The sequence below is a fragment of the Salmonella sp. SAL00653 genome, from assembly GCF_046552515.1.
Lineage (GTDB): Bacteria > Pseudomonadota > Gammaproteobacteria > Enterobacterales > Enterobacteriaceae > Salmonella > Salmonella enterica.
In genome coordinates this window covers 125,576-150,746 of record NZ_JBGDTY010000015.1, presented here as the reverse complement: position 1 = coordinate 150,746, position 25,171 = coordinate 125,576, and the positions used below count along the sequence as shown (strand labels likewise).

The following is a 25,171-nucleotide window of genomic DNA, read 5'->3' as shown; positions in this document are numbered from 1 at the left end:
GCGGGAATAGCTCAGTTGGTAGAGCACGACCTTGCCAAGGTCGGGGTCGCGAGTTCGAGTCTCGTTTCCCGCTCCAATTCTTATCTACAGTAAAATTATCCACAACGAATATCGCGTTGGGGCACGTTTTGTTCCGCTTTCGTCAGATCCTTGTAAACAGACTTATCCACAGGTTGGCCCATTACTCCTGGAATGCAAAAAATTATACCTGACGCGTAGAATTTCTATAATTTACTGAAAAATATAGAAAAAATAAGATTTCAAAACGTTAGCGTTATTGTCTGTTCCTTTTTTCCCTCTTGAATCGCAATGTGTTTTTATTTTTATACACAGCCTGTGAATAATTCAGGCATCGCGCACCAGCCCTTTTTCAATCACCCTGACCAGACGCTGTTTTTTCGGTAGCTGCACTTCAATGATGCAGGCGTTCCGCTTTTCAATTTGTTGCGCAATCGCCCATTCGATATGCTCATCAAGAAGTGGATGCTCACCCTTGCGGCTTTCCAGCGCCGTAATGACGGCATTACTCCACGGCGCATTCCCCAGCGCGACGGCAACATTGCGCAGCCAGCGTAAATGACCAATGCGCCGAATCGCAGAACCTTCAGTGACTTTCAGAAACTGCGCTTCGCTCCAGCTAAACAACTCAAGCAAATCTGGGTTATGCAGCGCCTTGCGTGGGCTAAAATCTGCTTCGTCGGTCAACTGAGAGTAACGATTCCACGGACAGATAAGCTGGCAGTCATCGCAGCCGTAAATACGGTTGCCTATCAGTGGGCGAAATGCTTCCGGAATAGCGCCTTCCAGCTCAATGGTGAGATAAGAAATACAGCGCCGCGCGTCCACCGTATACGGTTCGACAATCGCCCCGGTCGGGCAAATGGTCATACAGGCGACGCATTTGCCGCAACCTTCCTCGACCGGCTGGTCGACCGGCAGCGGTAAATCAATCAGCAGTTCCCCCAGGAAAAAGAATGAGCCTGCCTCCCGATTAAGGATAAGTGAGTGCTTACCCGTCCAGCCAAGTCCGGCTTTTTCCGCTAATGGGCGTTCAAGAATAGGCGCAGAGTCGACAAACGGTCTAAAATTCAGCGAACCGCAGTACTGCTGGATCTGCTCGCCCAGTTTTTTAAGACGGCTGCGTAATAGCTTGTGATAATCACGCCCCAGCGCATATCGGCTAACGTAGCCCAGCGTGGGATCCTTCAACGTACTGGCAAACGCGGCGTTGGCGGGCAGATAGTTCATGCGCACGCTGATGACACGTAGCGTACCGGGTAAGAGTTCATGAGGCCGGGCGCGCATCATACCGTGGCGCGCCATCCATGCCATCTCGCCGTGGTATTGTTTGTCCAGCCACGCCTGCAGCGCAGGTTCGGATGCGCGCAGATCGGTATCAGTAATACCGACCTGCTGAAAGCCCAGCTCCAGCCCCCACTGCTTAATATTTTGCGCTAACTGATTGAGATCGAGGGGCTTTGACATGATGGACCATAACATGAAGAAAAACCCTGTAAGTATACCACACTCCATTTGGCCCGCCGATGACATCAAACGGCTGGAACGCGATGCGGCGGATGCCTTCGGACTCACACTCTATGAATTGATGCTGCGCGCTGGCGACGCGGCATTTCGGGTAGCCCGTGACAGTTACCCTGACGCCCGACACTGGCTGGTGTTGTGTGGTCATGGCAACAACGGCGGCGATGGTTACGTTGTGGCGCGACTAGCGCAAGCGGCGGGCATTAGCGTAACGTTACTGGCGCAGGAGAGCGACAAACCGTTGCCTGAAGAAGCGGCGCAGGCGCGCGATGCCTGGCTGAATGCCGGCGGCATTATCCATGCTGCCGATATTATCTGGCCGGAAGCGACGGATCTGATTATCGACGCGCTGCTTGGCACCGGCATAGCCCAGGCGCCGCGCGACCCGGTAGCCGGTCTGATTGAACAGGCGAACGCCCATCCTGCGCCGGTTGTCGCCGTCGATATCCCGTCAGGCCTGCTGGCGCAAACGGGCGCCACGCCTGGCGCGGTGATAAGCGCCGCGCATACGGTTACGTTTATCGCCCTGAAACCAGGCCTGCTGACCGGCAAAGCGCGTGACGTTACCGGCATATTGCATTATGACGCGTTGGGGCTGGAAGGCTGGCTGGCGAGCCAGACGCCGCCGCTCCGGCGTTTTGACGCGACGCAGTTGGGGCAATGGTTAACGCCGCGTCGACCGACCTCGCATAAGGGCGATCATGGTCGTCTGGCGATTATCGGCGGCGACCAGGGAACAGCGGGCGCAATTCGGATGGCTGGCGAGGCGGCGCTGCGTACGGGGGCTGGGTTGGTCAGAGTTCTGACTCGCGGTGAAAACATCGCGCCGTTGCTGACGGCCCGCCCGGAACTGATGGTACATGAACTCACGCCTCAGTCGCTGGAAGAGAGCCTGACCTGGGCTGACGTTGTGGTGATCGGCCCGGGGCTTGGACAGCAGGAATGGGGCAAAAAAGCCTTACAGAAAGTAGAAAACGTCCGTAAACCTATGCTGTGGGATGCGGATGCGTTGAACCTACTGGCAATCAATCCTGATAAACGTCACAATCGCGTGATTACGCCGCATCCGGGAGAGGCGGCCCGCCTGTTAGGATGTTCTGTGGCAGAAATTGAAAGTGATCGCTTACTTTCAGCACAGCGTCTGGTAAAACGGTATGGAGGCGTGGTCGTGTTAAAAGGCGCAGGAACGATTATCGCCGCTGAACACCACCCTCTGGCTATCATTGACGCTGGTAATGCGGGGATGGCGAGCGGCGGGATGGGCGATGTCCTGTCCGGCATCATCGGCGCATTGCTCGGACAGAAGTTTACCCCGTATGATGCGGCATGTGTGGGATGTGTGGCTCACGGCGCGGCGGCGGACTTACTGGCAGCGCGTTATGGCGCTCGCGGCATGTTGGCGACCGATCTTTTTATTACGCTGCGGCGTATTGTTAACCCTGATGTGATTGACGTAAACCATGATGAATCGAGTAATTCCGCTACCTGACGAACAGGCGACGCTAGACCTGGGGCAACGGGTAGCCAATGCCTGTGATGGCGCGACCGTTATTTATCTGTATGGCGATTTAGGTGCCGGTAAAACGACGTTTAGCCGGGGATTTTTACAGGCGTTAGGCCATAACGGTAATGTAAAAAGCCCCACCTATACGCTGGTAGAGCCTTATGCGCTTGATAACATGATGGTATATCACTTCGACTTATACCGTCTTGCGGACCCGGAGGAGCTGGAGTTTATGGGCATTCGCGATTATTTCGCCAACGACGCCATTTGTCTGGTGGAGTGGCCGCAACAAGGTAAAGGCGTTCTCCCCGACCCGGACGTCGAAATCCATATTGATTACCAGGCGCAGGGGCGTGAGGCTCGCGTAAGCGCGGTATCCTCATCGGGTCATTCGTTACTGGCGCGTTTAGCCGATTAGCTATAAAGGTGGCGGGATGATTTATCGCATCAAAAATGCCGTAATAGCAGCCTTAATCCTGCTGTGCGCGCAGGCGGGCGCCGCCAGTCTCTCTGATATTCAGGTGTCCAACGGCGAGCAGCAGGCGCGCATTACGCTGAGTTTTATCGGCGAGCCGGAATATGCTTACTCACAGGACGGTAAACGTACCGTGGCGCTGGATATCAGGCAGACCGGCGTGATTCAGGGGCTGCCGCTTCAGTTTAGCGGTAACAATCTGGTGAAAACGATCCGTGCCGGAACGCCGAAAGATGCGCAATCTTTACGGCTGCTTGTCGATCTGACGGAAAATGGTAAAACCGAGGCGGTGAAGCGGCAAAACGGCGGCAACTATACGGTCATTTTCACCATTAATGCCGATGTTCCGCCGCCGCCACCACCGCCTGTCGTCGCGAAACGGGTTGAAAGCGCGCCCCGCCCGACGGAGCCGGCCCGTAATCCGTTTAAATCTTCTGATGATCGCCTGACCGGCGTAACCAGCAGCAATACCGTTACGCGGCCTGCGGCGCGCGCGTCGGCAGGCGCTGGCGATAAAGTGGTGATTGCTATTGATGCTGGACATGGAGGCCAGGACCCCGGCGCGATAGGCCCGGGCGGTACGCGCGAGAAAAATGTCACCATCGCTATCGCGCGTAAGTTACGCACATTGCTGAATAACGATCCGATGTTTAAAGGCGTGCTGACGCGTGACGGCGACTATTTTATTTCGGTGATGGGGCGGTCTGATGTGGCGCGTAAGCAAAACGCCAACTTCCTTGTCTCTATTCATGCGGATGCCGCGCCAAATCGCGACGCCACCGGCGCCTCCGTCTGGGTATTGTCCAATCGTCGCGCGAACAGCGAAATGGCAAACTGGCTTGAGCAGCATGAGAAGCAATCCGAACTGTTAGGCGGCGCTGGCGATGTGCTGGCGAACAGTCAGTCAGACCCTTACCTGAGCCAGGCGGTACTGGATTTGCAATTCGGTCATTCGCAGCGGGTAGGGTATGATGTGGCGACGAACGTACTAAGCCAACTCGACGGCGTGGGGTCGCTGCATAAACGTCGCCCGGAACACGCGAGCCTGGGCGTGTTGCGTTCGCCGGATATCCCGTCCATTTTGGTGGAGACGGGTTTTATCAGTAATCACGGCGAAGAGCGATTGCTGGCGAGCGATCGCTATCAGCAGCAGATTGCTGACGCTATATACCGGGGGTTGCGTAAGTACTTTGCAGCGCATCCGATCCAGTCTGCGCCGCAGGGCGGCCCAGGCCAGACGGCCAGTACCAACCAGCCTGGCGCCATAACCGCCGCGAATTAAGGAGATTTCATGCCGATTCAGGTTCTGCCGCCGCAGCTTGCGAACCAAATCGCCGCTGGCGAAGTGGTGGAACGCCCTGCGTCGGTTGTTAAAGAGCTGGTAGAGAATAGTCTGGATGCAGGCGCTACCCGCGTTGATATCGATATCGAGCGTGGCGGCGCGAAGCTTATTCGTATTCGCGACAATGGCTGCGGCATTAAAAAAGAGGAGCTGGCGCTGGCGCTGGCCCGTCATGCCACCAGTAAAATCGCCTCGCTTGACGATCTGGAAGCGATTATCAGTCTGGGATTTCGCGGCGAAGCGCTGGCCAGTATCAGTTCGGTCTCGCGTTTGACGCTAACGTCGCGCACGGCGGAGCAGGCGGAAGCCTGGCAAGCGTATGCGGAAGGGCGCGACATGGACGTGACGGTAAAACCCGCCGCGCACCCGGTCGGCACCACCCTGGAAGTTCTGGATCTCTTTTATAATACGCCCGCCCGGCGCAAATTCATGCGTACCGAAAAAACGGAATTTAATCACATTGATGAGATCATCCGTCGTATTGCATTGGCCCGTTTTGACGTCACGCTTAACCTGTCGCACAACGGCAAATTGGTACGGCAGTATCGCGCTGTCGCAAAGGACGGGCAAAAAGAGCGCCGGTTAGGCGCCATCTGCGGCACGCCGTTTCTCGAACAGGCACTGGCGATCGAGTGGCAGCATGGCGATCTGACCCTGCGCGGCTGGGTCGCCGATCCGAATCACACCACCACGGCGTTAACGGAGATCCAGTACTGCTATGTGAATGGCCGCATGATGCGCGACCGCTTGATCAACCATGCCATTCGCCAGGCCTGTGAAGATAAACTGGGCGCGGACCAACAGCCTGCGTTTGTGTTGTATCTGGAGATTGACCCGCATCAGGTGGATGTCAATGTTCATCCCGCCAAGCACGAAGTGCGTTTTCATCAATCCCGGCTGGTGCACGACTTCATCTATCAAGGGGTGCTGAGCGTTCTACAACAGCAGACGGAAACGACTCTGCCGCTGGAGGAGATTGCGCCAGCGCCGCGGCATGTCCCGGAAAACCGTATCGCCGCCGGGCGCAACCATTTTGCTGTACCCGCCGAGCCAACTGCGGCGCGCGAGCCCGCGACACCGCGTTATTCCGGCGGCGCATCGGGCGGTAACGGCGGGCGTCAGACCGCTGGTGGTTGGCCGCACGCGCAGCCAGGTTATCAGAAGCAGCAGGGCGAGGTTTATCGCGCGCTTTTACAGACGCCGACGACGAGCCCCGTGCCGGAGCCGGTTGCGCCTGCGCTTGACGGACATAGCCAGAGTTTTGGTCGCGTACTGACGATAGTCGGCGGTGACTGCGCGTTGCTGGAACACGCGGGGACTATCCAGCTCTTGTCGCTGCCGGTTGCGGAGCGTTGGCTGCGTCAGGCGCAGCTTACACCGGGTCAAAGCCCGGTTTGCGCGCAGCCGTTGCTGATTCCGCTGCGTTTAAAAGTGAGCGCCGATGAAAAAGCCGCGCTGCAACAAGCCCAATCTTTGTTGGGAGAATTGGGTATTGAATTTCAGTCAGATGCGCAGCATGTGACCATTCGGGCGGTGCCTTTACCCTTACGACAACAAAATTTACAAATCTTGATTCCTGAACTGATAGGCTACCTGGCGCAGCAGACCACATTTGCAACGGTCAATATTGCACAATGGATAGCGCGTAATGTGCAGAGCGAACATCCGCAGTGGTCGATGGCGCAGGCCATATCGCTGCTGGCGGATGTTGAGCGGCTATGTCCGCAGCTGGTAAAAGCGCCGCCGGGTGGCCTGTTACAACCTGTTGATTTACATTCGGCGATGAACGCCCTGAAGCATGAATGATGTAAGCAAGGCGAGCCTGCCTAAGGCGATATTTTTGATGGGGCCGACGGCCTCCGGCAAAACGGCGCTGGCGATAGCACTGCGTAAAGTTTTGCCAGTAGAGTTGATAAGCGTTGATTCCGCCCTCATTTATCGGGGAATGGATATTGGCACGGCTAAGCCGAATGCCGATGAGCTGAAAGCGGCGCCGCATCGACTGCTGGATATACGCGACCCGTCGCAGGCGTATTCGGCGGCGGATTTTCGCCGCGACGCGTTAGCGCAAATGGCGGAGATCACTGCTGCGGGGCGTATCCCGCTGTTAGTGGGCGGTACCATGCTGTATTTTAAGGCATTGCTGGAAGGGTTATCGCCGCTGCCTTCGGCAGATCCGGAAGTCAGATCCCGGATAGAGCAGCAAGCAGCGGAGCTTGGATGGGAGGCGTTGCATCAGCAACTTCAGGAGATAGATCCGGTTGCCGCCGCGCGAATTCATCCAAATGATCCGCAAAGACTTTCCCGGGCACTGGAAGTTTTTTTCATTTCGGGTAAAACTTTAACGGAGCTAACGCAAACGTCAGGAGACGCGCTACCGTACCAGGTGCATCAGTTCGCTATCGCCCCGGCGAGCCGTGAACTGCTCCATCAGCGCATTGAACTGCGTTTTCATCAGATGTTGGCTTCAGGTTTTGAAGCAGAAGTCCGGGCGCTTTTTGCCCGAGGAGATTTGCATACGGACTTGCCTTCCATCCGTTGTGTGGGATACCGCCAGATGTGGTCATACATTGAGGGCGAAATCTCATATGATGAAATGGTTTATAGAGGTGTTTGCGCCACGAGACAGTTGGCGAAGCGCCAGATGACCTGGTTGCGCGGTTGGGAAGGGGTGCGCTGGCTTGACAGTGAGAATCCCGATCGGGCGCGAAAAGAAGTATTACAGGTTGTTGGTGCTATCGCAAACTGAATGTGTACAATTGAGACGTATCGTGCGCAATTTTTCAGAATCGAAAGGTTCAAAGTACAAATAAGCATATAAGGAAAAGAGAATGGCTAAGGGGCAATCTTTACAAGATCCGTTCCTGAACGCATTGCGTCGGGAACGTGTTCCAGTTTCTATTTATTTGGTGAATGGTATTAAGCTGCAAGGTCAAATCGAGTCCTTTGATCAGTTCGTGATCCTGTTGAAGAACACGGTCAGCCAGATGGTTTATAAGCACGCGATTTCTACTGTTGTCCCGTCTCGCCCGGTTTCCCATCACAGCAACAATGCCGGTGGCGGCGCCAGCAATAACTACCATCACGGTAGCAACGCGCAGGGTTCTACTGCGCAACAGGACAGCGAAGAGACTGAATAAGTTCACGCGCTGTTTATCCATGTCGGGGGCGTCGGATAATCGCCCCCGCTGGTTATTAAGAGGGTTTACGCTTGTTTGACCGTTATGATGCCGGTGAGCAGGCGGTACTGGTACACATCTATTTTTCGCAAGACAAAGATATGGAAGACCTCCAGGAGTTTGAATCTCTGGTCTCTTCCGCCGGTGTCGAAGCAATGCAGGTGATTACCGGTAGCCGTAAAGCACCGCACCCGAAGTACTTTGTAGGTGAAGGTAAGGCAGTTGAAATTGCGGAAGCCGTGAAAGCGACTGGCGCAGCGGTCGTATTGTTTGATCATGCATTGAGTCCTGCCCAGGAGCGAAACCTGGAGCGTTTGTGCGAGTGCCGGGTTATCGATCGCACCGGTCTTATCTTAGATATTTTTGCCCAACGTGCGCGTACCCATGAAGGTAAGTTGCAGGTTGAGCTGGCGCAGCTACGCCATCTGGCTACGCGTCTGGTGCGTGGCTGGACCCACCTTGAACGCCAGAAAGGCGGGATTGGTTTGCGCGGTCCGGGTGAAACCCAGCTCGAAACCGACCGTCGTTTACTGCGTAATCGCATTGTGCAGATTCAGTCGCGCCTGGAGAAAGTTGAGAAGCAACGTGAGCAGGGGCGGCAGTCGCGCATCAAGGCCGATGTTCCGACGGTATCGCTGGTGGGCTATACCAACGCCGGAAAATCCACCCTTTTTAATCAGATCACTGAAGCGCGGGTCTATGCGGCAGATCAGCTATTTGCGACGCTGGACCCGACGTTACGTCGTATTGATGTAGCGGATGTCGGTGAAACCGTTCTGGCGGATACGGTAGGCTTTATCCGCCATTTACCGCACGATCTGGTGGCTGCCTTTAAAGCTACCCTGCAAGAGACGCGTCAGGCGACGCTGCTGCTGCATGTGGTCGATGCGGCGGATGTTCGTGTGCAGGAAAACATCGAGGCGGTAAACACCGTTCTCGAAGAGATTGACGCTCACGAAATCCCCACCTTAATGGTGATGAACAAAATCGATATGCTGGACGACTTTGAACCGCGTATCGACAGAGATGAAGAGAATAAACCCATCCGCGTTTGGCTTTCAGCGCAAAGCGGCGTGGGAATACCACAGCTTTTTCAGGCTTTGACGGAGCGTCTTTCCGGCGAGGTGGCGCAGCATACGCTGCGTTTGCCGCCGCAGGAAGGGCGTCTGAGAAGCCGGTTTTATCAGCTTCAGGCAATAGAAAAAGAGTGGATGGAGGAAGACGGTAGTGTCAGTCTGCAGGTACGAATGCCGATTGTCGACTGGCGTCGCCTCTGTAAACAAGAACCGGCGTTGATCGAATACGTGATCTAGACGCGAAGTCATTCAGGTCGTATTGAAGCGGTAGCTGAGAGAATTTCAGGAGCTCACAACGAAGTGACCTGGGGTAAAAAAGCCGCCACTCAAGACGCAGCCTGAAAGATGATGTCTGTAACGGCGGTTCGTCTGAAGCATGGAGTAATTTCGCCTTATCCTCTGAGGTCGAAAGACAACGGGGATCACCGCATAACAAATATGGAGCACAAACATGGCGTGGAATCAGCCCGGTAATAACGGACAGGACCGCGACCCGTGGGGAAGCAGCAAACCTGGCAGCAACTCTGGGGGAAATGGAAACAAAGGTGGCCGCGATCAGGGACCTCCCGATCTGGATGATATCTTCCGTAAGCTGAGTAAAAAACTCGGTGGTTTTGGGGGCGGTAAAGGCACCGGTTCCGGCGGCGGTAGCTCATCGCAAGGCCCGCGTCCGCAACTGGGAGGCCGTATTGTCGCCATCGCCGCGGCGGCAGTAGTCATTATCTGGGCGGCCAGCGGTTTTTATACCATTAAAGAAGCCGAGCGCGGCGTTGTGACGCGTTTTGGTAAATTCAGCCATCTGGTAGAGCCAGGTCTGAACTGGAAGCCGACATTTATTGACGACGTCACGCCGGTGAACGTCGAAGCGGTGCGCGAACTGGCGGCGTCAGGCGTGATGCTGACGTCTGATGAAAACGTCGTGCGCGTTGAAATGAACGTGCAATACCGCGTCACCGATCCGCAGAAATATCTGTTTAGCGTGACCAGCCCGGACGATAGCCTGCGTCAGGCCACCGACAGCGCGCTGCGTGGCGTCATTGGTAAATACACGATGGATCGCATCCTGACCGAAGGCCGTACCGTTATTCGTAGCGATACCCAACGCGAGCTGGAAGAGACTATCAAACCGTACAACATGGGGATTACCCTGCTGGACGTGAACTTCCAGGCTGCGCGCCCGCCGGAAGAGGTGAAAGCCGCCTTTGACGACGCGATTGCCGCACGTGAAAACGAGCAGCAGTACATTCGTGAAGCGGAAGCGTATACCAACGAAGTTCAGCCGCGCGCCAACGGTCAGGCGCAGCGTATTCTGGAAGAGGCACGCGCCTATAAAACCCAGACTATCCTGGAAGCGCAGGGTGAAGTCGCCCGGTTTGCGAAGATTTTGCCGGAATATAAAGCCGCGCCGCAGATTACACGCGAGCGTCTGTATATTGAAACGATGGAAAAAGTGCTGAGCCATACCCGTAAAGTACTGGTTAACGACAAGAGCGGTAATTTAATGGTGCTGCCGTTAGATCAGATGCTGAAAGGCGGGAATGCGCCGGCGGCAAAGAGCGACAATAGCGCCAGCAACCTGCTGCGCCTGCCGCCGTCCACAAAGTCTAACGCCAGCGGAGCAAGCAACACGTCGTCCTCAAATCAGGGCGATATTATGGACCAACGCCGCGCGAATGCGCAGCGTAACGACTACCAGCGTCAGGGGGAATAACGATGCGTAAGTCAGTTATTGCGATTATCATCATCGTGCTGGTAGTGCTCTACATGTCCGTCTTTGTGGTCAAAGAGGGCGAGCGCGGCATTACGCTGCGTTTTGGTAAAGTTCTGCGTGACGATGAGAACAAACCGCTGGTTTACGCGCCGGGTCTGCACTTTAAGATCCCGTTTATTGAATCAGTGAAAATGCTTGATGCGCGTATCCAGACGATGGATAACCAGGCCGATCGCTTTGTGACTAAAGAGAAGAAAGACCTGATTGTCGACTCCTACATCAAATGGCGTATCAGCGACTTTAGCCGTTACTATCTGGCGACCGGCGGCGGCGATATTTCGCAAGCCGAAGTGCTGTTAAAACGTAAGTTCTCGGACCGTTTGCGTTCTGAGATTGGTCGCCTGGACGTAAAAGACATCGTGACCGATTCTCGTGGTCGTCTGACTCTGGAAGTGCGCGACGCGCTGAACTCCGGTTCAGCCGGCACTGATGATGAAGTGGCGACCCCGGCGGCGGATGACGCGATTGCCGAAGCGGCGGAACGCGTCACGGCGGAAACCAAAGGTAAAGTACCGGTCATCAACCCGAACAGTATGGCGGCGTTGGGTATCGAAGTGGTCGATGTGCGTATTAAGCAGATCAACCTGCCGACCGAGGTTTCTGAGGCGATTTACAACCGTATGCGCGCCGAGCGTGAAGCGGTCGCGCGTCGTCATCGCTCACAAGGTCAGGAAGAAGCGGAAAAACTGCGTGCGGCTGCTGACTATGAGGTGACGAAAACTCTGGCGGAAGCCGAGCGTCAGGGGCGTATCATGCGTGGTGAAGGTGATGCTGAAGCCGCGAAGCTGTTTGCCGACGCGTTCAGTCAGGACCCTGATTTCTACGCGTTCATTCGTAGTCTGCGCGCTTACGAGAAGAGCTTCGAAGGTAATCAGGACGTGATGGTACTGAGCCCGGACAGCGATTTCTTCCGCTACATGAAGACACCGAGTTCGACGACACGCTAAAATAGCGTCAGCGGTTTTAGACCAGCAAAACCACCGCATCCAAAGGATGCCGGTGGTTTTCTTTTATAAGGGCGATAAATGAATTCAACAATCTGGTTGGCGCTTGCTCTGGTATTAGTCCTCGAAGGGCTGGGACCGATGCTGTATCCCGGCGCATGGAAAAAAATGGTTTCGGCACTGGCGCAACTGCCGGAAAATGTTTTACGCCGTTTTGGCGGCGGACTTGTGGTTGCGGGAGTTGTGGTCTACTACATGTTGAGGAAAACGATTGGCTGAGCAAAAAGTGGTCGGATTTGCCGCAGATTGAGTGCAAAAAGTGCTGTATATCTGAAAAAGCGATGGTAGAATCCATTTTTAAGCAAACGGTGATTTTGAAAAATGGGTAACAACGTCGTCGTACTGGGCACCCAATGGGGTGACGAAGGTAAAGGAAAGATCGTCGATCTTCTGACTGAACGGGCTAAATATGTTGTACGCTACCAGGGCGGTCACAACGCAGGCCATACTCTCGTAATCAACGGTGAAAAAACCGTTCTCCATCTTATTCCATCAGGTATTCTTCGCGAGAATGTAACCAGCATCATCGGTAACGGTGTTGTGCTGTCTCCGGCCGCGCTGATGAAAGAGATGAAAGAACTGGAAGACCGTGGCATCCCCGTTCGTGAGCGTCTGCTGCTGTCTGAAGCCTGTCCACTGATCCTTGATTATCACGTTGCGCTGGATAACGCGCGTGAGAAAGCGCGTGGCGCGAAAGCGATCGGCACCACCGGTCGTGGAATCGGGCCTGCTTATGAAGATAAAGTGGCACGTCGCGGTCTGCGTGTTGGTGACCTTTTCGACAAAGAAACCTTCGCTGAAAAACTGAAAGAAGTGATGGAATATCACAACTTCCAGTTGGTTAACTACTACAAAGCTGAAGCGGTTGATTACCAGAAAGTTCTGGATGATACGATGGCTGTTGCCGACATCCTGACTTCTATGGTTGTTGACGTTTCGGACCTGCTCGACCAGGCGCGTCAGCGTGGCGATTTCGTCATGTTTGAAGGTGCGCAGGGTACCCTGCTGGATATCGACCACGGTACTTATCCGTACGTAACTTCTTCTAACACCACTGCAGGTGGCGTAGCGACCGGTTCCGGCCTGGGCCCGCGTTATGTTGATTACGTTCTGGGTATCCTCAAGGCTTACTCCACTCGTGTAGGTGCAGGTCCGTTCCCGACTGAGCTGTTTGATGAAACCGGCGAGTTCCTCTGCAAGCAGGGTAACGAATATGGCGCTACTACCGGCCGTCGTCGTCGTACCGGCTGGCTGGACACCGTTGCCGTTCGTCGTGCGGTACAGCTGAACTCCCTGTCTGGCTTCTGCCTGACCAAACTGGACGTGCTGGATGGCCTGAAAGAGGTGAAACTCTGCGTGGCTTACCGTATGCCGGATGGTCGCGAAGTGACTACCACTCCGCTGGCAGCTGACGACTGGAAAGGTGTAGAGCCGATTTACGAAACCATGCCGGGCTGGTCTGAATCCACCTTCGGCGTGAAAGATCGTAGCGGCCTGCCGCAGGCGGCGCTGAACTACATCAAGCGTATTGAAGAACTGACCGGCGTGCCGATTGATATTATTTCTACCGGCCCCGATCGTACTGAGACGATGATTCTGCGCGACCCGTTCGACGCGTAAATCTGGTACGCCTGGCAGATATTTTGCTTGCCGGGCTAACAGTGTGATACATTGCTGTGTCGGGTAAGCCATTACGCTATCCGACACAGTGTTAAATCCTCGCTTTTTTCCTTCCCCGAACTGAAATAAATTAGCGACACAGCTTGTGGCTGGTTTATCATCAATATAAATGTATTTTTCCCGTTTTCCCTTTTCCTGAGGTTGATGTGCAGTTAACGAGTTTCACCGATTACGGCTTACGTGCGCTAATCTATATGGCGTCGTTACCAGATGGACGAATGACCAGCATTTCTGAGGTGACAGAAGTCTACGGCGTGTCCCGTAATCATATGGTCAAAATTATCAATCAGCTTAGCCGGGCGGGCTTTGTCACCGCCGTTCGGGGAAAAAATGGCGGTATCCGCCTGGGTAAACCGGCTAATACTATTTGTATTGGCGATGTGGTGCGTGAGCTGGAACCCTTATCACTGGTCAACTGTAGCAGCGAATTTTGCCACATCACCCCTGCCTGTCGTCTGAAACAGGCGCTTTCTAAGGCCGTGCAGAGTTTTCTCAAGGAGCTGGATAACTACACGCTTGCCGATTTGGTTGAAGAGAATCAACCGCTTTATAAATTATTACTGGTGGAGTGAAGTAAACTTCATTAGAGATGACAATGGAGGAACCTCAATGTCACAAGATCCTTTCCAGGAACGCGAAGCAGAAAAATACGCGAATCCTATCCCGAGCCGGGAATTTATCCTCGAACATTTAACGAAACGTGAAAAACCGGCCAGTCGCGAAGAACTGGCCGTAGAATTGAATATTGAAGGCGAAGAGCAGCTTGAAGCCTTGCGTCGCCGCCTGCGCGCGATGGAGCGCGACGGACAACTGGTCTTTACCCGCCGCCAGTGCTATGCGCTGCCGGAACGCCTCGACCTGCTGAAAGGCACCGTGATCGGTCATCGTGACGGTTACGGTTTCTTACGTGTCGAAGGCCGCAAAGACGATCTGTATCTTTCCAGCGAGCAGATGAAAACCTGTATTCATGGCGATCAGGTGCTGGCGCAGCCGCTGGGCGCCGATCGTAAAGGTCGCCGCGAAGCGCGTATCGTCCGTGTACTGGTACCGAAAACCAGTCAGATAGTCGGGCGTTATTTCACCGATGCGGGCGTCGGCTTTGTAGTGCCGGACGACAGCCGTCTCAGCTTCGACATTCTTATCCCGCCAGAAGACGTCATGGGCGCGCGGATGGGGTTCGTGGTCGTGGTTGAACTGACCCAACGTCCAACTCGCCGTACTAAAGCGGTAGGGAAAATCGTCGAAGTGCTGGGCGACAATATGGGCACCGGTATGGCGGTTGATATGGCGCTGCGTACCCATGAAATACCTTACATCTGGCCGCAGGCGGTAGAGCAGCAGGTCGCCGGGCTGAAAGAAGAGGTGCCGGAAGAGGCGAAAGTCGGTCGTGTCGATCTGCGCGATTTGCCGCTGGTCACTATTGATGGCGAAGATGCCCGTGACTTTGACGACGCGGTTTACTGTGAGAAAAAACGCGGCGGCGGCTGGCGTTTGTGGGTCGCTATTGCTGACGTGAGCTATTATGTACGGCCGCCAACGCCGCTGGATCGCGAGGCGCGCAATCGCGGCACGTCGGTTTACTTCCCGTCACAGGTTGTCCCAATGTTGCCGGAGGTGCTCTCCAACGGTCTGTGTTCGCTAAACCCGCAGGTTGACAGGCTGTGTATGGTCTGTGAAATGACCATCTCGGCGAAAGGTCGGCTGACCGGCTACAAATTCTATGAAGCGGTGATGAGCTCCCATGCGCGTCTGACCTATACCAAAGTCTGGCATATGCTGCAGGGCGATCAGGATCTGCGTGAACAATATGCGCCGCTGGTGAAGCATATTGAAGAGCTGCACAACCTCTACAAAGTGCTGGATAAAGCGCGTGAAGAGCGCGGGGGGATCTCGTTTGAGAGCGAAGAGGCGAAATTTATCTTTAATGCCGATCGTCGCATTGAGCGTATCGAACAGGCCCAGCGTAATGACGCGCATAAGCTTATCGAAGAGTGCATGATCATGGCGAATATCTCGGCGGCGCGCTTTGTCGAAAAAGCTAAAGAGCCAGCGTTATTCCGTATTCATGATAAGCCCACCACCGAAGCGATCACCTCATTCCGCTCCGTACTGGCGGAGCTGGGGTTGGAGCTGCCGGGCGGAAACAAACCGGAACCGCGCGATTATGCCGAACTGCTTGAATCGATTGCCGACCGGCCGGACGCCGAAATGCTGCAAACTATGCTGCTGCGTTCAATGAAGCAGGCGATTTACGATCCGGAAAACCGCGGGCACTTTGGCCTGGCGTTGCAGTCTTATGCGCACTTTACCTCGCCGATTCGCCGCTATCCGGATCTTTCTTTGCACCGCGCCATTAAGTACCTGCTGGCGAAAGAGCAAGGGAACAAGGGCAACACCACAGAAACGGGCGGTTATCACTACTCGATGGAAGAGATGTTGCAGCTCGGTCAGCACTGTTCGATGGCGGAACGCCGCGCTGATGAAGCGACGCGTGATGTCTCCGACTGGCTGAAATGTGACTTTATGCTGGATCAGGTAGGCAACGTCTTTAAGGGCGTGATTGCCAGCGTCACCGGTTTCGGCTTCTTTGTCCGTCTTGATGAACTGTTTATCGATGGGCTGGTACACGTTTCCTCACTGGATAACGATTACTATCGCTTCGATCAGGTAGGGCAACGTCTGATTGGCGAGTCCGGCGGGCAGACATATCGCCTGGGCGACCGGGTCGAGGTGCGCGTCGAAGCGGTGAATATGGACGAACGGAAAATTGACTTTAGCCTGATCTCCAGCGAGCGCGCACCGCGTAACGTCGGCAAAACGGCGCGTGAAAAAGCGAAAAAAGGTGAAAGTAAAAACGCCGGTAAACGTCGTCAGGTAGGTAAAAAAGTTAACTTCGAGCCTGATAGCGCCTTCCGCGGCGAGAAAAAAGCGAAGCCGAAAGCAGCGAAGAAAGACGCGAGAAAAGCAAAAAAGCCATCGGCTAAAACGCAGAAAATAGCCGCAGCGACCAAAGCGAAGCGTGCGGCGAAGAAAAAAGCGGCAGAGTGAGCAATACCCTCTTCAAACAGAAGAGGGTGAATTATCTGTAGGCCGGGCAAGCGTAGCGCTCCCGGCAAAACGTAAACAACGAGTACATTAATGAGCGAAATGATTTACGGCATCCACGCAGTGCAGGCCCTGCTGGAGCGCGCCCCTGAACGTTTTCAGGAAGTCTTTATTTTAAAAGGCCGTGAAGATAAACGTCTGTTGCCGCTGATTCACGCCCTTGAGTCCCAGGGCGTTGTTATCCAGCTGGCAAACCGCCAATATCTCGACGAGAAAAGCGACGGTGCCGTGCATCAGGGTATTATCGCTCGCGTGAAACCAGGCCGGCAGTATCAGGAAAACGATCTGCCGGATCTGATCGCATTACACGATCGCCCTTTTTTGTTGATCCTCGATGGCGTCACCGATCCGCATAATCTTGGCGCCTGTCTGCGCAGCGCCGATGCTGCAGGCGTACATGCGGTAATCGTGCCGAAAGACCGCTCCGCGCAACTTAACGCGACGGCGAAGAAAGTCGCCTGCGGCGCAGCGGAAAGCGTGCCGTTGATCCGCGTCACCAACCTGGCGCGCACGATGCGCATGTTGCAGGAAGAGAATATCTGGATTGTCGGGACGGCGGGCGAGGCTGACCATACGCTGTATCAGAGCAAAATGCCTGGCCGCATGGCGCTGGTCATGGGCGCAGAAGGTGAAGGTATGCGTCGTCTGACCCGTGAGCACTGCGATGAGCTGATCAGCATTCCTATGGCCGGTAGCGTGTCGTCGCTGAATGTCTCTGTGGCGACCGGGATTTGTCTGTTTGAAGCCGTTCGCCAGCGCACCTGATGCTGATAGTATTTTTTAAGAAAAAACCATCCATAATCGGATGGTTTTTTTTTATCTTTGACTGGTAATATAAAAAGCAAAACCTACCCTGTAATTTCTTTTATTTATAAAAATGAGATAGAGATAAAAATATGGCATGGACTCCACGGACGCTGGCGGATGCATTAAACAACATCGCCGAATTAGATATTGATATAGAAAATAATGAATCTTCATTAATAATAAAAATGAATGATTATGGCGATTTACCACTGGCGGTTTTATTTACCTCGCAACAAATAGTTATCGAGACTTATATCTGTCCGGTAAATACGATTAGAGATACCGCGGAATTTAATCTTTTCTTACTGAGAAATCAGAAGGTTTTACCGCTGTCTTCGGTCGGTATTACCCAGGTAAAACAGGAGGAATATTATGTCGCTTTTGGCGCGCTGTCGTTAAATTCGTCGCTTGCCGACGTGATGCTGGAAATCACCACGCTTGTAGAAAATGCGTTTGATATCGCTGAAATAACACAAGTCTATTCACAGGAATAATACAGGCGGCTTACATGGGAATTTTAAAAAGTTTGTTCACGTTAGGTAAATCATTCGTTGCTCAGGCAGAGGAAGCCATTGATGAAGCACAGGGTGTACGTATGCTGGAGCAGCATATTCGCGACGCAAAAGCCGAGCTGGATAAAGCGGGTAAATCCAGAGTGGATTTATTGGCGCGGGTGAAGCTAAGCCATGACAAGCTGAATGATTTACGTGAGCGTAAAGCCAGCCTTGAAACACGGGCGTTGGCAGCAATGCAATGAGTAAGAATGTCGACGCCGCTTTACTCAACGAAGTGGCGGAAGAAATAGCCCGTCTGGAAAATGCCATTCTTGCCGAAGAACAGGTGCTGACTAATCTGGAAGCCTCTCGCGATGCGGTGGAGAAGGCCGTAACGGCGACAGGCCAGCGGATTGCGCAGTTTGAGCAGCAACTTGAAGTGGTTAAGGCGACAGAAGCCATGCAGCGCGCGCAGCAGGCGGTGACGACCTCGACCGTCGGAGCCGCGTCGAATGTGTCTACGGCGGCGGAGTCGCTTAAACGTTTACAAACGCGTCAGGCTGAACGCCAGGCCCGGCTGGATGCCGCCGCGCAGCTGGAAAAAGTCGCCGATGGACGCGACCTGGATGAAAAACTGGCGCAGGCCGGTATTGGCGCAACCAATAAAAGCAATGCTCAGGATGTGTTGGCGCGTTTACAGCGTCAACAAGGCGAATAATGCTCTTTACGTGGATTGTCAAAACCTGCCAGCGTCATTTGTCCAGACTGACCTGGCCCGCTTTGCTGGGCCTGTTTTGCTTTGCTATCTGGTGCTGCGCCTGTTGCGCGAAAGCGCGTTGGTGAGCCAGTTAAGCGATTTTATCTATTACTGCTCGGTGGTGGGTTCCACATTAGGTTTTGGCGATCTTAGCCCGCAGACGGCGCCAGGACGTCTGTTCACCGCGCTGTGGCAAATTCCGGTTAGCGTCGGGTTGTTCGGCGCGTTAATGGGAAAAGTGATTGCGCAGGTACAGGGAATGTTAGCGAAAGGAATAACGGGCATGGGCGATTATCGCCATTTACACCATCATATGCTGGTGATTGGCTGGCGGGGTCATCAAACCGAAAAGATGATCTCATTGCTGCTATATGACAAGCGGCGTGCCTTTGAACGGGTTCTGCTGTGCGAACTGGAAGATATTCAGCATCCGCTGCCGGGTAATAACTGGGTGGATTTTATCCGCATCAGCAACTTTAACGATCCGCAGGAACACCAGCGCATGGGGCTGGAGCAGTGCCAGAGCGTGATTATTTTCGCTCGTACCGATGAGCAGACCTTCACGGCGGCGCTCTCGCTGGCAGACTATGTACCCGCGCAGTGCCATATTGTGGTTTATCTGGAAGACGAGCGTTATGCCGGATTACTGGAAACCCACTGCCCGCGCATGGAGATAGTCCGTAACCTTTCCGCTGAACAACTTTCCCGTTCCATTCAGGACCCAGGATCATCGCAATCTGTCGCTTCCATTATGAATCCGATGCTGGGCGATACCGGATTCGCGCTGTCTGTCCCGGCTTCTGTCGCGCCTATGCGATACGGCGCGCTAATGCGTTATATGAAGCTTCATCATGACGCGACGGTGCTGGGGATCAGTCACTGCAAGAATGGTCGTGGTATGGAATTGAATCCGGTGATTTCAACTGAAGTCAGAGGCGGTATGTGGCTACATCTGGTCGGTAATAATCGCATTCTGGCTGAAGAGGTCGCATGGCAAGAGATAGAGGTTCCCCTATGATGCAATTTTTTCAGCGTTTGCTCGGTAAAACAAGCGCGCCAGCGCCGATTCGCGGACCATTAGGATTACATCTTAACGCCGGTTTCACGCTGGATACGCTGGCATTTCGGCTACTGAAGTCGTCGTTGCTGGTGGCGCTACCGGGTGAAAAATACACTGTCGCGGCAGCGAGTCGCATAGATTTAGGCGGCGGCAGTCAGATTTTTCGCTACTACACCTCTGGCGATGAGTTTCTACAAATTAACACCACTGGCGGCACGGATGTTGACGACATTGATGACATCAAACTTTTTGTATATGAGGAAAGTTTCGGTATTAACGAGGAACGTCACTGGCGTTCAGCCATTGCGCCAGCGGCAATAGGGCCGATGACGCTCAACTGGCAAGAACGGCGCTGGCAGCGCTTTTTTAACCATGAAGAGCCGGGCAATATTGAACCTGTCTACATGCTGGAAAAGGTTGAAAATCAGCAGGCAGAGAAATGGGACGTTCACAATTTTACGATGGGCTTCCAGCGCCAGGTGACGGATGACGCCTGGGAGTATCTTCTATTGAACGGGGAAGAATCATTTAATGAGCGCGGTGAGCCTGAATGGGTGTTTTCACGCGCCCTCGGCGTGGATATCCCGCTCACTTCACTGACGGTTATTGGTTAAGCACATACAGGGAAATTATGCATATACTGGACGCATTACTGGCTTTCTGCGCCTATTTTTTTATTGGCGCGGCAATGGTCATTGTATTTCTTTTTATTTACTCAAAGATAACGCCGCATAATGAATGGCAGCTGATAAAAAATAACAATACTGCGGCATCGCTGGCCTTTAGCGGTACGTTGCTGGGCTATGTCATCCCCTTATCCAGCGCGGCGATAAACTCGGTCAGTATCCCGGACTATTTTGCCTGGGGCGGCATTGCACTGGTGATTCAACTGCTGATTTATGGTTGCGTAAGGTTATACATGCCTACGCTGAGCGAAAAAATTATTAATCACAACGTGGCGGCGGGGCTATTTATGGGAACCGCAGCGCTGGCTGGCGGTATTTTTAACGCTGCCTGTATGACATGGTAACGGAAGATCATGGCAAAAAAACGAAAATCCAGAAGCACATCCGGCGTAGGCCATTCGGCAATAAGACGGATAGCCGAACCGGTCAATCCCTTTGAGCGGCAACGAAATCGCTACACGCCAAAATACCTGACGCTGGCGATTATGGGCGGAGCGGCCTTTTTTCTCCTGAAAGGGTACGGTGACGGCAGCAATAGTGACAACGACGGCGATGGGACGTTTTACGCCACGGTGAACGACTGTATTGACGATGGCAATAGCGCCAGCGTTTGCGCTGACGGCTGGAATAATGCGAAAACAGAATTTTACGCTAATGTGCCTAAGCAATTGACGCAGGAGCGCTGTCAGTCGCAGTTTGGCGATTGCTACTTTGATATCACCGAGCGGAGCTGGGTTCCGGTATTAAGCGGCTTTTTACTCAGCCGCGCGATTCGTCAGAACCGTGACGAACAATACATCTATAGCAGCGGCGGTTCATCCTACGTCTCCCGTCCCGTCTGGCGCACCACATCCGGCGACTATGCGTGGCGCAGCGGCACAGGGAAAAGCGATACCGTGACCAGCCCTGGTTATATCACACGGAAAGCGTCCACCGTCTCCCGCGGCGGCTATGGCCGTTCTTCCAGCGCCCGCGGGCACTGGGGAGGCTAACCATGCTACGACATAACGTACCGGTACGCCGGGATCTGGATAAGATCGCATGCGATCACGGTTTTGACTTTCATGTTATCGATAACGAAATTTACTGGGATGAAAGCCGGGCCTACCGTTTTACATTACGGCAAATTGAAGAACAGATCGAAAAACCGACCGCAGAGCTTCATCAGATGTGTCTGGAGATTGTCGAGCGGGCCGTCCGGGATGAGCAGATCATGCAGCAGCTGGCGATCCCGCCATTGTACTGGGATGTCATCGCCGAAAGTTGGCGCAGCCGCGATCCTTCGCTTTACGGGCGGATGGATTTCGTCTGGTGCGGCAAAGATCCGGTTAAATTGCTGGAATACAATGCGGATACGCCGACGTCGCTCTATGAGTCCTCCTACTTTCAATGGCTATGGCTGGAGGATGCTCGTCGTAGCGGCGCCATCCCGCGTGATGCCGATCAATACAACGCGATACAGGAGCGGCTGATCGCCCGCTTCAGCGAGCTGTACAGTCGGGAACCGCTCTACTTTTGCTGTTGTGAAGATACCGACGAAGATCGCACGACGGTGCTGTACCTTCAGGATTGCGCGCAGCAGGCGGGCCAGGAAACGCGATTTATCTATATTGAAGAACTGGGGCTTGGCGTAGGCGGCGTTCTGACCGATCTGGACGATAACGTGATTCGCCGCGCCTTTAAGCTCTACCCGCTGGAGTGGATGATGCGCGACGACAACGGCCCGCTGTTGCGAAAACGTCGTGAGCAATGGATTGAGCCATTGTGGAAAAGTATTCTGAGTAACAAAGGGCTGTTGCCGTTATTGTGGCGCTTTTTCCCTGGCCATACGAATCTGCTGCCGGCCTGGTTTGAGGGCGAAAAATCGCTCGCAGCGCCAGGTGAAAGCAGCGTGCGGAAGCCGCTTTATTCACGTGAAGGCGGCAACGTCACGATTTTCGACGAGCGGCAAAATGTTATCGATCATGCCGACGGCGACTACGCTGACGAGCCGATGATTTACTAGGCGTTTCAGCCTTTGCCGCGCTTTGGCGATAGCTATACGCTGATTGGCAGTTGGATCATTGACGATGAAGCCTCCGGGATGGGGATTCGCGAGGACAATACGCTAATTACCAAAGACACTTCCCGTTTCGTCCCACATTATATTGCCGGTTAATCATACTTTTGTGATCTTGCTCCGGCGTCAATGGCGCAGTCATGACCATACTTGACTTCAGCGCCATTGAAGGAGGGAGACACCATGTCCTGGCAAACACATACCGTTTTTAATCAACCAGCTCCGCTCAATAACAGTAACTTATTCCTGTCTGATGGCGCGCTGTGTGAAGCGGTTTCCCGGGAAGGCGCGGGATGGGATAGCGATCTTCTCGCCAGCATTGGCCAACAACTGGGAACGGCAGAATCACTGGAACTGGGGCGTCTGGCGAACGCGCATCCTCCTGAGTTGCTACGTTACGATCCCCAGGGACAGCGTCTGGATGACGTTCGCTTTCATCCCGCCTGGCACCTGTTGATGCAGGGGCTTTGCGCTAATCGGGTACATAACCTGGCCTGGGAGGAAGAGGCAAGGGCGGGAAGTTTTGTCGCCCGGGCGGCGCGTTTTGTATTACATGCTCAGGTAGAAGCGGGAACACTCTGTCCTGTCACGATGACCTTTGCCGCGACACCGTTGCTATTGCAGATGCTTCCCACCACTTTCCATGACTGGCTGGCGCCGCTGCGCAGCGATCGCTACGATTCGCATTTGCTGCCGGGCGGGCAAAAACGGGGCCTGCTTATCGGCATGGGAATGACGGAAAAGCAGGGCGGATCTGACGTACTCAGTAATACGACCCACGCGGAGCGGCTGGCGGATGATTCATATCGGCTGGTGGGACATAAATGGTTTTTCTCTGTGCCGCAAAGTGATGCGCACCTCGTGCTGGCGCAGGCAAAAGGAGGACTATCCTGTTTCTTTGTGCCGCGTTTCCTGCCAGACGGGCAACGGAACTCTGTTCGTCTTGAGCGCCTGAAAGATAAACTCGGTAATCGATCTAATGCCAGCGCCGAAGTCGAGTTTCAGGATGCCGTCGGCTGGCGGCTGGGAGAAGAGGGCGAAGGGATTCGGCATATCTTAAAGATAGGCGGTATGACGCGTCTTGATTGCGCGCTCGGGAGTCATGGCTTAATGCGGCGCGCATTTTCAGTCGCAATTTACCATGCTCATCAGCGTCAGGCTTTTGGTAAGCCGCTGATCGAACAACCGTTGATGCGACAAACCTTAAGTCGTATGGCGCTATGCCTGGAGGGGCAGACGGCGCTTTTGTTTCGGCTGGCGCGCGCCTGGGAGCAACGTCGCGAGGCGAAAGAGGCATTATGGGCGCGATTATTCACGCCAGCGGCGAAATTCGCCATCTGTAAGCAGGGAATCCCTTTTGTGGCTGAGGCGATGGAGGTTCTCGGCGGGATGGGGTATTGCGAAGGGAGCGAACTCCCGCGCCTGTACCGTGAAATGCCGGTGAACAGTATCTGGGAAGGTTCCGGCAATATCATGTGTCTGGATGTACTTCGGGTGCTGACAAAACAACACGGCGTCTATGACGTATTGAGTGAAGCTTTTGCGGAAGTCAAAGGTCAGGATCGCCATTACGACCGCGCGGTACGTCAGCTACAGCAACGTTTACGCAAACCGGACGAAGCAATGGGCAGAGAGATTACGCAGCAGCTTTTCTTGCTGGGATGCGGAGCGGAAATGCTGCGTCATGCCTCGCCGCCGCTGGCGCAAGCGTGGTGTCAGATGATGCTGGATACACGCGGCGAAATGCCGCTGTCTGCCCAGGTACAAAATGATTTACTGTTAAGGGCGACCGGGGGACTGCGGTAACGTTTGGCCTGTGGTACATGCCATCCGGCGCGAGCCACGCGGCATCAGGCATAGAGTATCGCCTGTACGCGCCAGTTATCCGACTGTTGTTCTTCATACATTTGAATAATTCTGTACCAGGACGCACCCTGTTCATCGGCTTTCAGGGCGATAATCCGCTCTACATCCTGTGGGTTTCCTGCAACATTACTGACCGAGATCAGGCCGATTTCATTCAGACCCGTTACGCAGTCAGCACTGGCGAATTCGGCAGACTGTGCCGTCGTACTCACCAGTCCGGCAGAAAGCAGCAGTGAGGATAAGGCAAGTTCTTGTTTCATCGTCAGCTCCTTATTACATACCCCGCATTTAACAGGACGCTCCATCACGGTAAACCTGTTTGTGTATTGTGCACAGGTAAACGCATAGGGGCGCAAAGCAATGTAAAACTGACTAAAAATCAATCTACTGTTATTGACGATACAAAATGGCTTGTGAATACCACTGGCCGGTTACAACCGTTTCATCAACCATTAAGATAACGTAATAATCGGCTTTCGCAGCGGCGGCTTTCGCTCTGATTTCATCTATTGCATCATCCGGGGAGCCCCGAACCAGCGCGCTTACGGTCCCCATCCGCTGTAGTCCTTGCGTTTGATCGCGACGGATTTCCTGCGGGTGATCGGCGACAGGCGGTGCAGGTTGCGGCGTACCCTGCAGCACGCTACACGCGCTTAATAACAGCGCTGCTATCAATGAAGCAAACCGACGCATAACTCTATCTCGTTTCCTGATAATCATAGTGTAATGCCTTATTGATCTCCCTTTAGGGGGAATGTTCCCGA

General features: G+C 54.0%; 22 protein-coding genes, 1 tRNA gene and 3 pseudogenes. 23 read left to right on the top strand and 3 right to left on the bottom strand.

What is annotated here, in order from left to right; genetic code table 11:
- Positions 1–76: transfer RNA gene (locus tag ACLJRU_RS17525), tRNA-Gly, on the top strand.
- Positions 77–345: 269 nt separating this feature from the next.
- Here the strand turns inward: ACLJRU_RS17525 and queG are convergent.
- Complete coding sequence (queG, locus tag ACLJRU_RS17520) at positions 346–1,485, bottom strand: tRNA epoxyqueuosine(34) reductase QueG (RefSeq protein WP_001670426.1); 1,140 nt, start codon at positions 1,483–1,485, stop codon at positions 346–348.
- On the opposite strand from queG, the gene nnr reads away from it, so the two are divergent.
- The 22 genes and pseudogenes from nnr (at position 1,484) to ACLJRU_RS17410 (ending at position 24,347) form a co-directional block, all read left to right on the top strand.
- Complete coding sequence (gene nnr / locus ACLJRU_RS17515) at positions 1,484–3,031, top strand: bifunctional ADP-dependent NAD(P)H-hydrate dehydratase/NAD(P)H-hydrate epimerase (RefSeq protein WP_000968669.1); 1,548 nt, start codon at positions 1,484–1,486, stop codon at positions 3,029–3,031. The two genes, queG and nnr, sit on opposite strands and share 2 nt — an antisense overlap.
- Positions 3,003–3,464: a tRNA (adenosine(37)-N6)-threonylcarbamoyltransferase complex ATPase subunit type 1 TsaE gene (gene tsaE, locus ACLJRU_RS17510; RefSeq protein WP_000981984.1), complete on the top strand. Its 462-nt coding sequence runs from the start codon at positions 3,003–3,005 to the stop codon at positions 3,462–3,464. Before nnr ends, tsaE begins: the two co-directional genes overlap by 29 nt.
- A gap of 16 nt (positions 3,465–3,480) precedes the next feature.
- On the top strand, positions 3,481–4,803 hold the full coding sequence (gene amiB / locus ACLJRU_RS17505) for an N-acetylmuramoyl-L-alanine amidase AmiB (RefSeq protein ID WP_000640354.1): 1,323 nt from the start codon (positions 3,481–3,483) through the stop codon (positions 4,801–4,803).
- A 9-nt stretch (positions 4,804–4,812) separates the two neighbouring features.
- Positions 4,813–6,669 (top strand): DNA mismatch repair endonuclease MutL, encoded by a 1,857-nt coding sequence (mutL, locus tag ACLJRU_RS17500; protein ID WP_001122559.1) that lies wholly within the window; start codon positions 4,813–4,815, stop codon positions 6,667–6,669.
- Positions 6,662–7,612, top strand: coding sequence for a tRNA (adenosine(37)-N6)-dimethylallyltransferase MiaA (gene miaA / locus ACLJRU_RS17495; RefSeq protein ID WP_023235479.1), 951 nt, complete (start codon positions 6,662–6,664; stop codon positions 7,610–7,612). The genes mutL and miaA overlap by 8 nt, the downstream gene beginning before the upstream one ends.
- 82 nt (positions 7,613–7,694) lie before the next feature.
- Positions 7,695–8,003, top strand: a complete 309-nt coding sequence (gene hfq / locus ACLJRU_RS17490; RefSeq protein ID WP_001051875.1) for an RNA chaperone Hfq — start codon at positions 7,695–7,697, stop codon at positions 8,001–8,003.
- A 71-nt stretch (positions 8,004–8,074) separates the two neighbouring features.
- Positions 8,075–9,355 (top strand): ribosome rescue GTPase HflX, encoded by a 1,281-nt coding sequence (hflX, locus tag ACLJRU_RS17485; protein WP_000460338.1) that lies wholly within the window; start codon positions 8,075–8,077, stop codon positions 9,353–9,355.
- Positions 9,356–9,569: 214 nt separating this feature from the next.
- On the top strand, positions 9,570–10,829 hold the full coding sequence (hflK, locus tag ACLJRU_RS17480; RefSeq protein ID WP_000312505.1) for an FtsH protease activity modulator HflK: 1,260 nt from the start codon (positions 9,570–9,572) through the stop codon (positions 10,827–10,829).
- Positions 10,830–10,831: 2 nt separating this feature from the next.
- A complete protein-coding gene (gene hflC / locus ACLJRU_RS17475) occupies positions 10,832–11,836 on the top strand; it encodes a protease modulator HflC (RefSeq protein WP_001232417.1) in 1,005 nt (334 codons plus the stop codon).
- A 78-nt stretch (positions 11,837–11,914) separates the two neighbouring features.
- Positions 11,915–12,112, top strand: coding sequence for a DUF2065 domain-containing protein (locus ACLJRU_RS17470; protein WP_001089290.1), 198 nt, complete (start codon positions 11,915–11,917; stop codon positions 12,110–12,112).
- 102 nt (positions 12,113–12,214) lie between these two features.
- The gene (gene purA / locus ACLJRU_RS17465; RefSeq protein ID WP_000527960.1) at positions 12,215–13,513 is read left to right on the top strand and encodes an adenylosuccinate synthase; all 1,299 of its coding nucleotides are present in this window, start codon (positions 12,215–12,217) and stop codon (positions 13,511–13,513) included.
- 206 nt (positions 13,514–13,719) lie between these two features.
- Positions 13,720–14,145 carry a nitric oxide-sensing transcriptional repressor NsrR gene (nsrR, locus tag ACLJRU_RS17460; RefSeq protein ID WP_001177632.1) on the top strand — a complete coding sequence of 142 codons (426 nt, stop codon included), beginning with the start codon at positions 13,720–13,722 and terminating at the stop codon, positions 14,143–14,145.
- Positions 14,146–14,182: 37 nt separating this feature from the next.
- Positions 14,183–16,621: a ribonuclease R gene (gene rnr, locus ACLJRU_RS17455; protein WP_000076353.1), complete on the top strand. Its 2,439-nt coding sequence runs from the start codon at positions 14,183–14,185 to the stop codon at positions 16,619–16,621.
- 90 nt (positions 16,622–16,711) lie between these two features.
- Positions 16,712–17,443, top strand: a complete 732-nt coding sequence (rlmB, locus tag ACLJRU_RS17450) for a 23S rRNA (guanosine(2251)-2'-O)-methyltransferase RlmB (protein ID WP_001293274.1) — start codon at positions 16,712–16,714, stop codon at positions 17,441–17,443.
- A 131-nt stretch (positions 17,444–17,574) separates the two neighbouring features.
- The gene (locus ACLJRU_RS17445; RefSeq protein WP_001541365.1) at positions 17,575–17,979 is read left to right on the top strand and encodes a YjfI family protein; all 405 of its coding nucleotides are present in this window, start codon (positions 17,575–17,577) and stop codon (positions 17,977–17,979) included.
- 14 nt (positions 17,980–17,993) lie between these two features.
- A pseudogene (locus ACLJRU_RS17440) lies at positions 17,994–18,697 on the top strand (PspA/IM30 family protein).
- Positions 18,697–19,754: pseudogene (locus ACLJRU_RS17435) on the top strand (potassium channel family protein). The pseudogenes ACLJRU_RS17440 and ACLJRU_RS17435 overlap by 1 nt, the downstream one beginning before the upstream one ends.
- A complete protein-coding gene (locus ACLJRU_RS17430; protein WP_001541368.1) occupies positions 19,727–20,410 on the top strand; it encodes a YjfK family protein in 684 nt (227 codons plus the stop codon). The pseudogene ACLJRU_RS17435 and the gene ACLJRU_RS17430 overlap by 28 nt, the downstream one beginning before the upstream one ends.
- A gap of 17 nt (positions 20,411–20,427) precedes the next feature.
- Positions 20,428–20,826, top strand: a complete 399-nt coding sequence (locus ACLJRU_RS17425; RefSeq protein ID WP_000547738.1) for a DUF350 domain-containing protein — start codon at positions 20,428–20,430, stop codon at positions 20,824–20,826.
- A gap of 9 nt (positions 20,827–20,835) precedes the next feature.
- The gene (locus ACLJRU_RS17420; RefSeq protein ID WP_001085606.1) at positions 20,836–21,474 is read left to right on the top strand and encodes a DUF1190 domain-containing protein; all 639 of its coding nucleotides are present in this window, start codon (positions 20,836–20,838) and stop codon (positions 21,472–21,474) included.
- 2 nt (positions 21,475–21,476) lie between these two features.
- Positions 21,477–22,640 (top strand): annotated as a pseudogene (locus ACLJRU_RS17415) (glutathionylspermidine synthase family protein).
- Positions 22,641–22,724: 84 nt separating this feature from the next.
- On the top strand, positions 22,725–24,347 hold the full coding sequence (locus tag ACLJRU_RS17410) for an isovaleryl-CoA dehydrogenase (protein WP_023235483.1): 1,623 nt from the start codon (positions 22,725–22,727) through the stop codon (positions 24,345–24,347).
- A gap of 44 nt (positions 24,348–24,391) precedes the next feature.
- Here ACLJRU_RS17410 and yjfN read toward each other — a convergent pair whose 3' ends face one another.
- Entirely contained in the window at positions 24,392–24,667 is a 276-nt protein-coding gene (gene yjfN / locus ACLJRU_RS17405) for a DUF1471 family protease activator YjfN (RefSeq protein ID WP_001518964.1), read from the bottom strand.
- 130 nt (positions 24,668–24,797) lie between these two features.
- Positions 24,798–25,127, bottom strand: a complete 330-nt coding sequence (gene bsmA / locus ACLJRU_RS17400; RefSeq protein ID WP_000586835.1) for a biofilm peroxide resistance protein BsmA — start codon at positions 25,125–25,127, stop codon at positions 24,798–24,800.
- Positions 25,128–25,171 lie beyond the last annotated feature (44 nt).

Coding starts and splice junctions, on each gene's coding strand:
- nnr (WP_000968669.1), top strand. CDS start 1,484: ATGATGGACCATAACATGAAGAAAAACCCTGTAAGTATACCACACTCC.
- queG (WP_001670426.1), bottom strand. CDS start 1,485: ATGTCAAAGCCCCTCGATCTCAATCAGTTAGCGCAAAATATTAAGCAG.
- tsaE (WP_000981984.1), top strand. CDS start 3,003: ATGATGAATCGAGTAATTCCGCTACCTGACGAACAGGCGACGCTAGAC.
- amiB (WP_000640354.1), top strand. CDS start 3,481: ATGATTTATCGCATCAAAAATGCCGTAATAGCAGCCTTAATCCTGCTG.
- mutL (WP_001122559.1), top strand. CDS start 4,813: ATGCCGATTCAGGTTCTGCCGCCGCAGCTTGCGAACCAAATCGCCGCT.
- miaA (WP_023235479.1), top strand. CDS start 6,662: ATGAATGATGTAAGCAAGGCGAGCCTGCCTAAGGCGATATTTTTGATG.
- hfq (WP_001051875.1), top strand. CDS start 7,695: ATGGCTAAGGGGCAATCTTTACAAGATCCGTTCCTGAACGCATTGCGT.
- hflK (WP_000312505.1), top strand. CDS start 9,570: ATGGCGTGGAATCAGCCCGGTAATAACGGACAGGACCGCGACCCGTGG.
- hflC (WP_001232417.1), top strand. CDS start 10,832: ATGCGTAAGTCAGTTATTGCGATTATCATCATCGTGCTGGTAGTGCTC.
- ACLJRU_RS17470 (WP_001089290.1), top strand. CDS start 11,915: ATGAATTCAACAATCTGGTTGGCGCTTGCTCTGGTATTAGTCCTCGAA.
- purA (WP_000527960.1), top strand. CDS start 12,215: ATGGGTAACAACGTCGTCGTACTGGGCACCCAATGGGGTGACGAAGGT.
- rnr (WP_000076353.1), top strand. CDS start 14,183: ATGTCACAAGATCCTTTCCAGGAACGCGAAGCAGAAAAATACGCGAAT.
- rlmB (WP_001293274.1), top strand. CDS start 16,712: ATGAGCGAAATGATTTACGGCATCCACGCAGTGCAGGCCCTGCTGGAG.
- ACLJRU_RS17445 (WP_001541365.1), top strand. CDS start 17,575: ATGGCATGGACTCCACGGACGCTGGCGGATGCATTAAACAACATCGCC.
- ACLJRU_RS17430 (WP_001541368.1), top strand. CDS start 19,727: ATGGCAAGAGATAGAGGTTCCCCTATGATGCAATTTTTTCAGCGTTTG.
- ACLJRU_RS17425 (WP_000547738.1), top strand. CDS start 20,428: ATGCATATACTGGACGCATTACTGGCTTTCTGCGCCTATTTTTTTATT.
- ACLJRU_RS17420 (WP_001085606.1), top strand. CDS start 20,836: ATGGCAAAAAAACGAAAATCCAGAAGCACATCCGGCGTAGGCCATTCG.
- ACLJRU_RS17410 (WP_023235483.1), top strand. CDS start 22,725: ATGTCCTGGCAAACACATACCGTTTTTAATCAACCAGCTCCGCTCAAT.
- yjfN (WP_001518964.1), bottom strand. CDS start 24,667: ATGAAACAAGAACTTGCCTTATCCTCACTGCTGCTTTCTGCCGGACTG.
- bsmA (WP_000586835.1), bottom strand. CDS start 25,127: ATGATTATCAGGAAACGAGATAGAGTTATGCGTCGGTTTGCTTCATTG.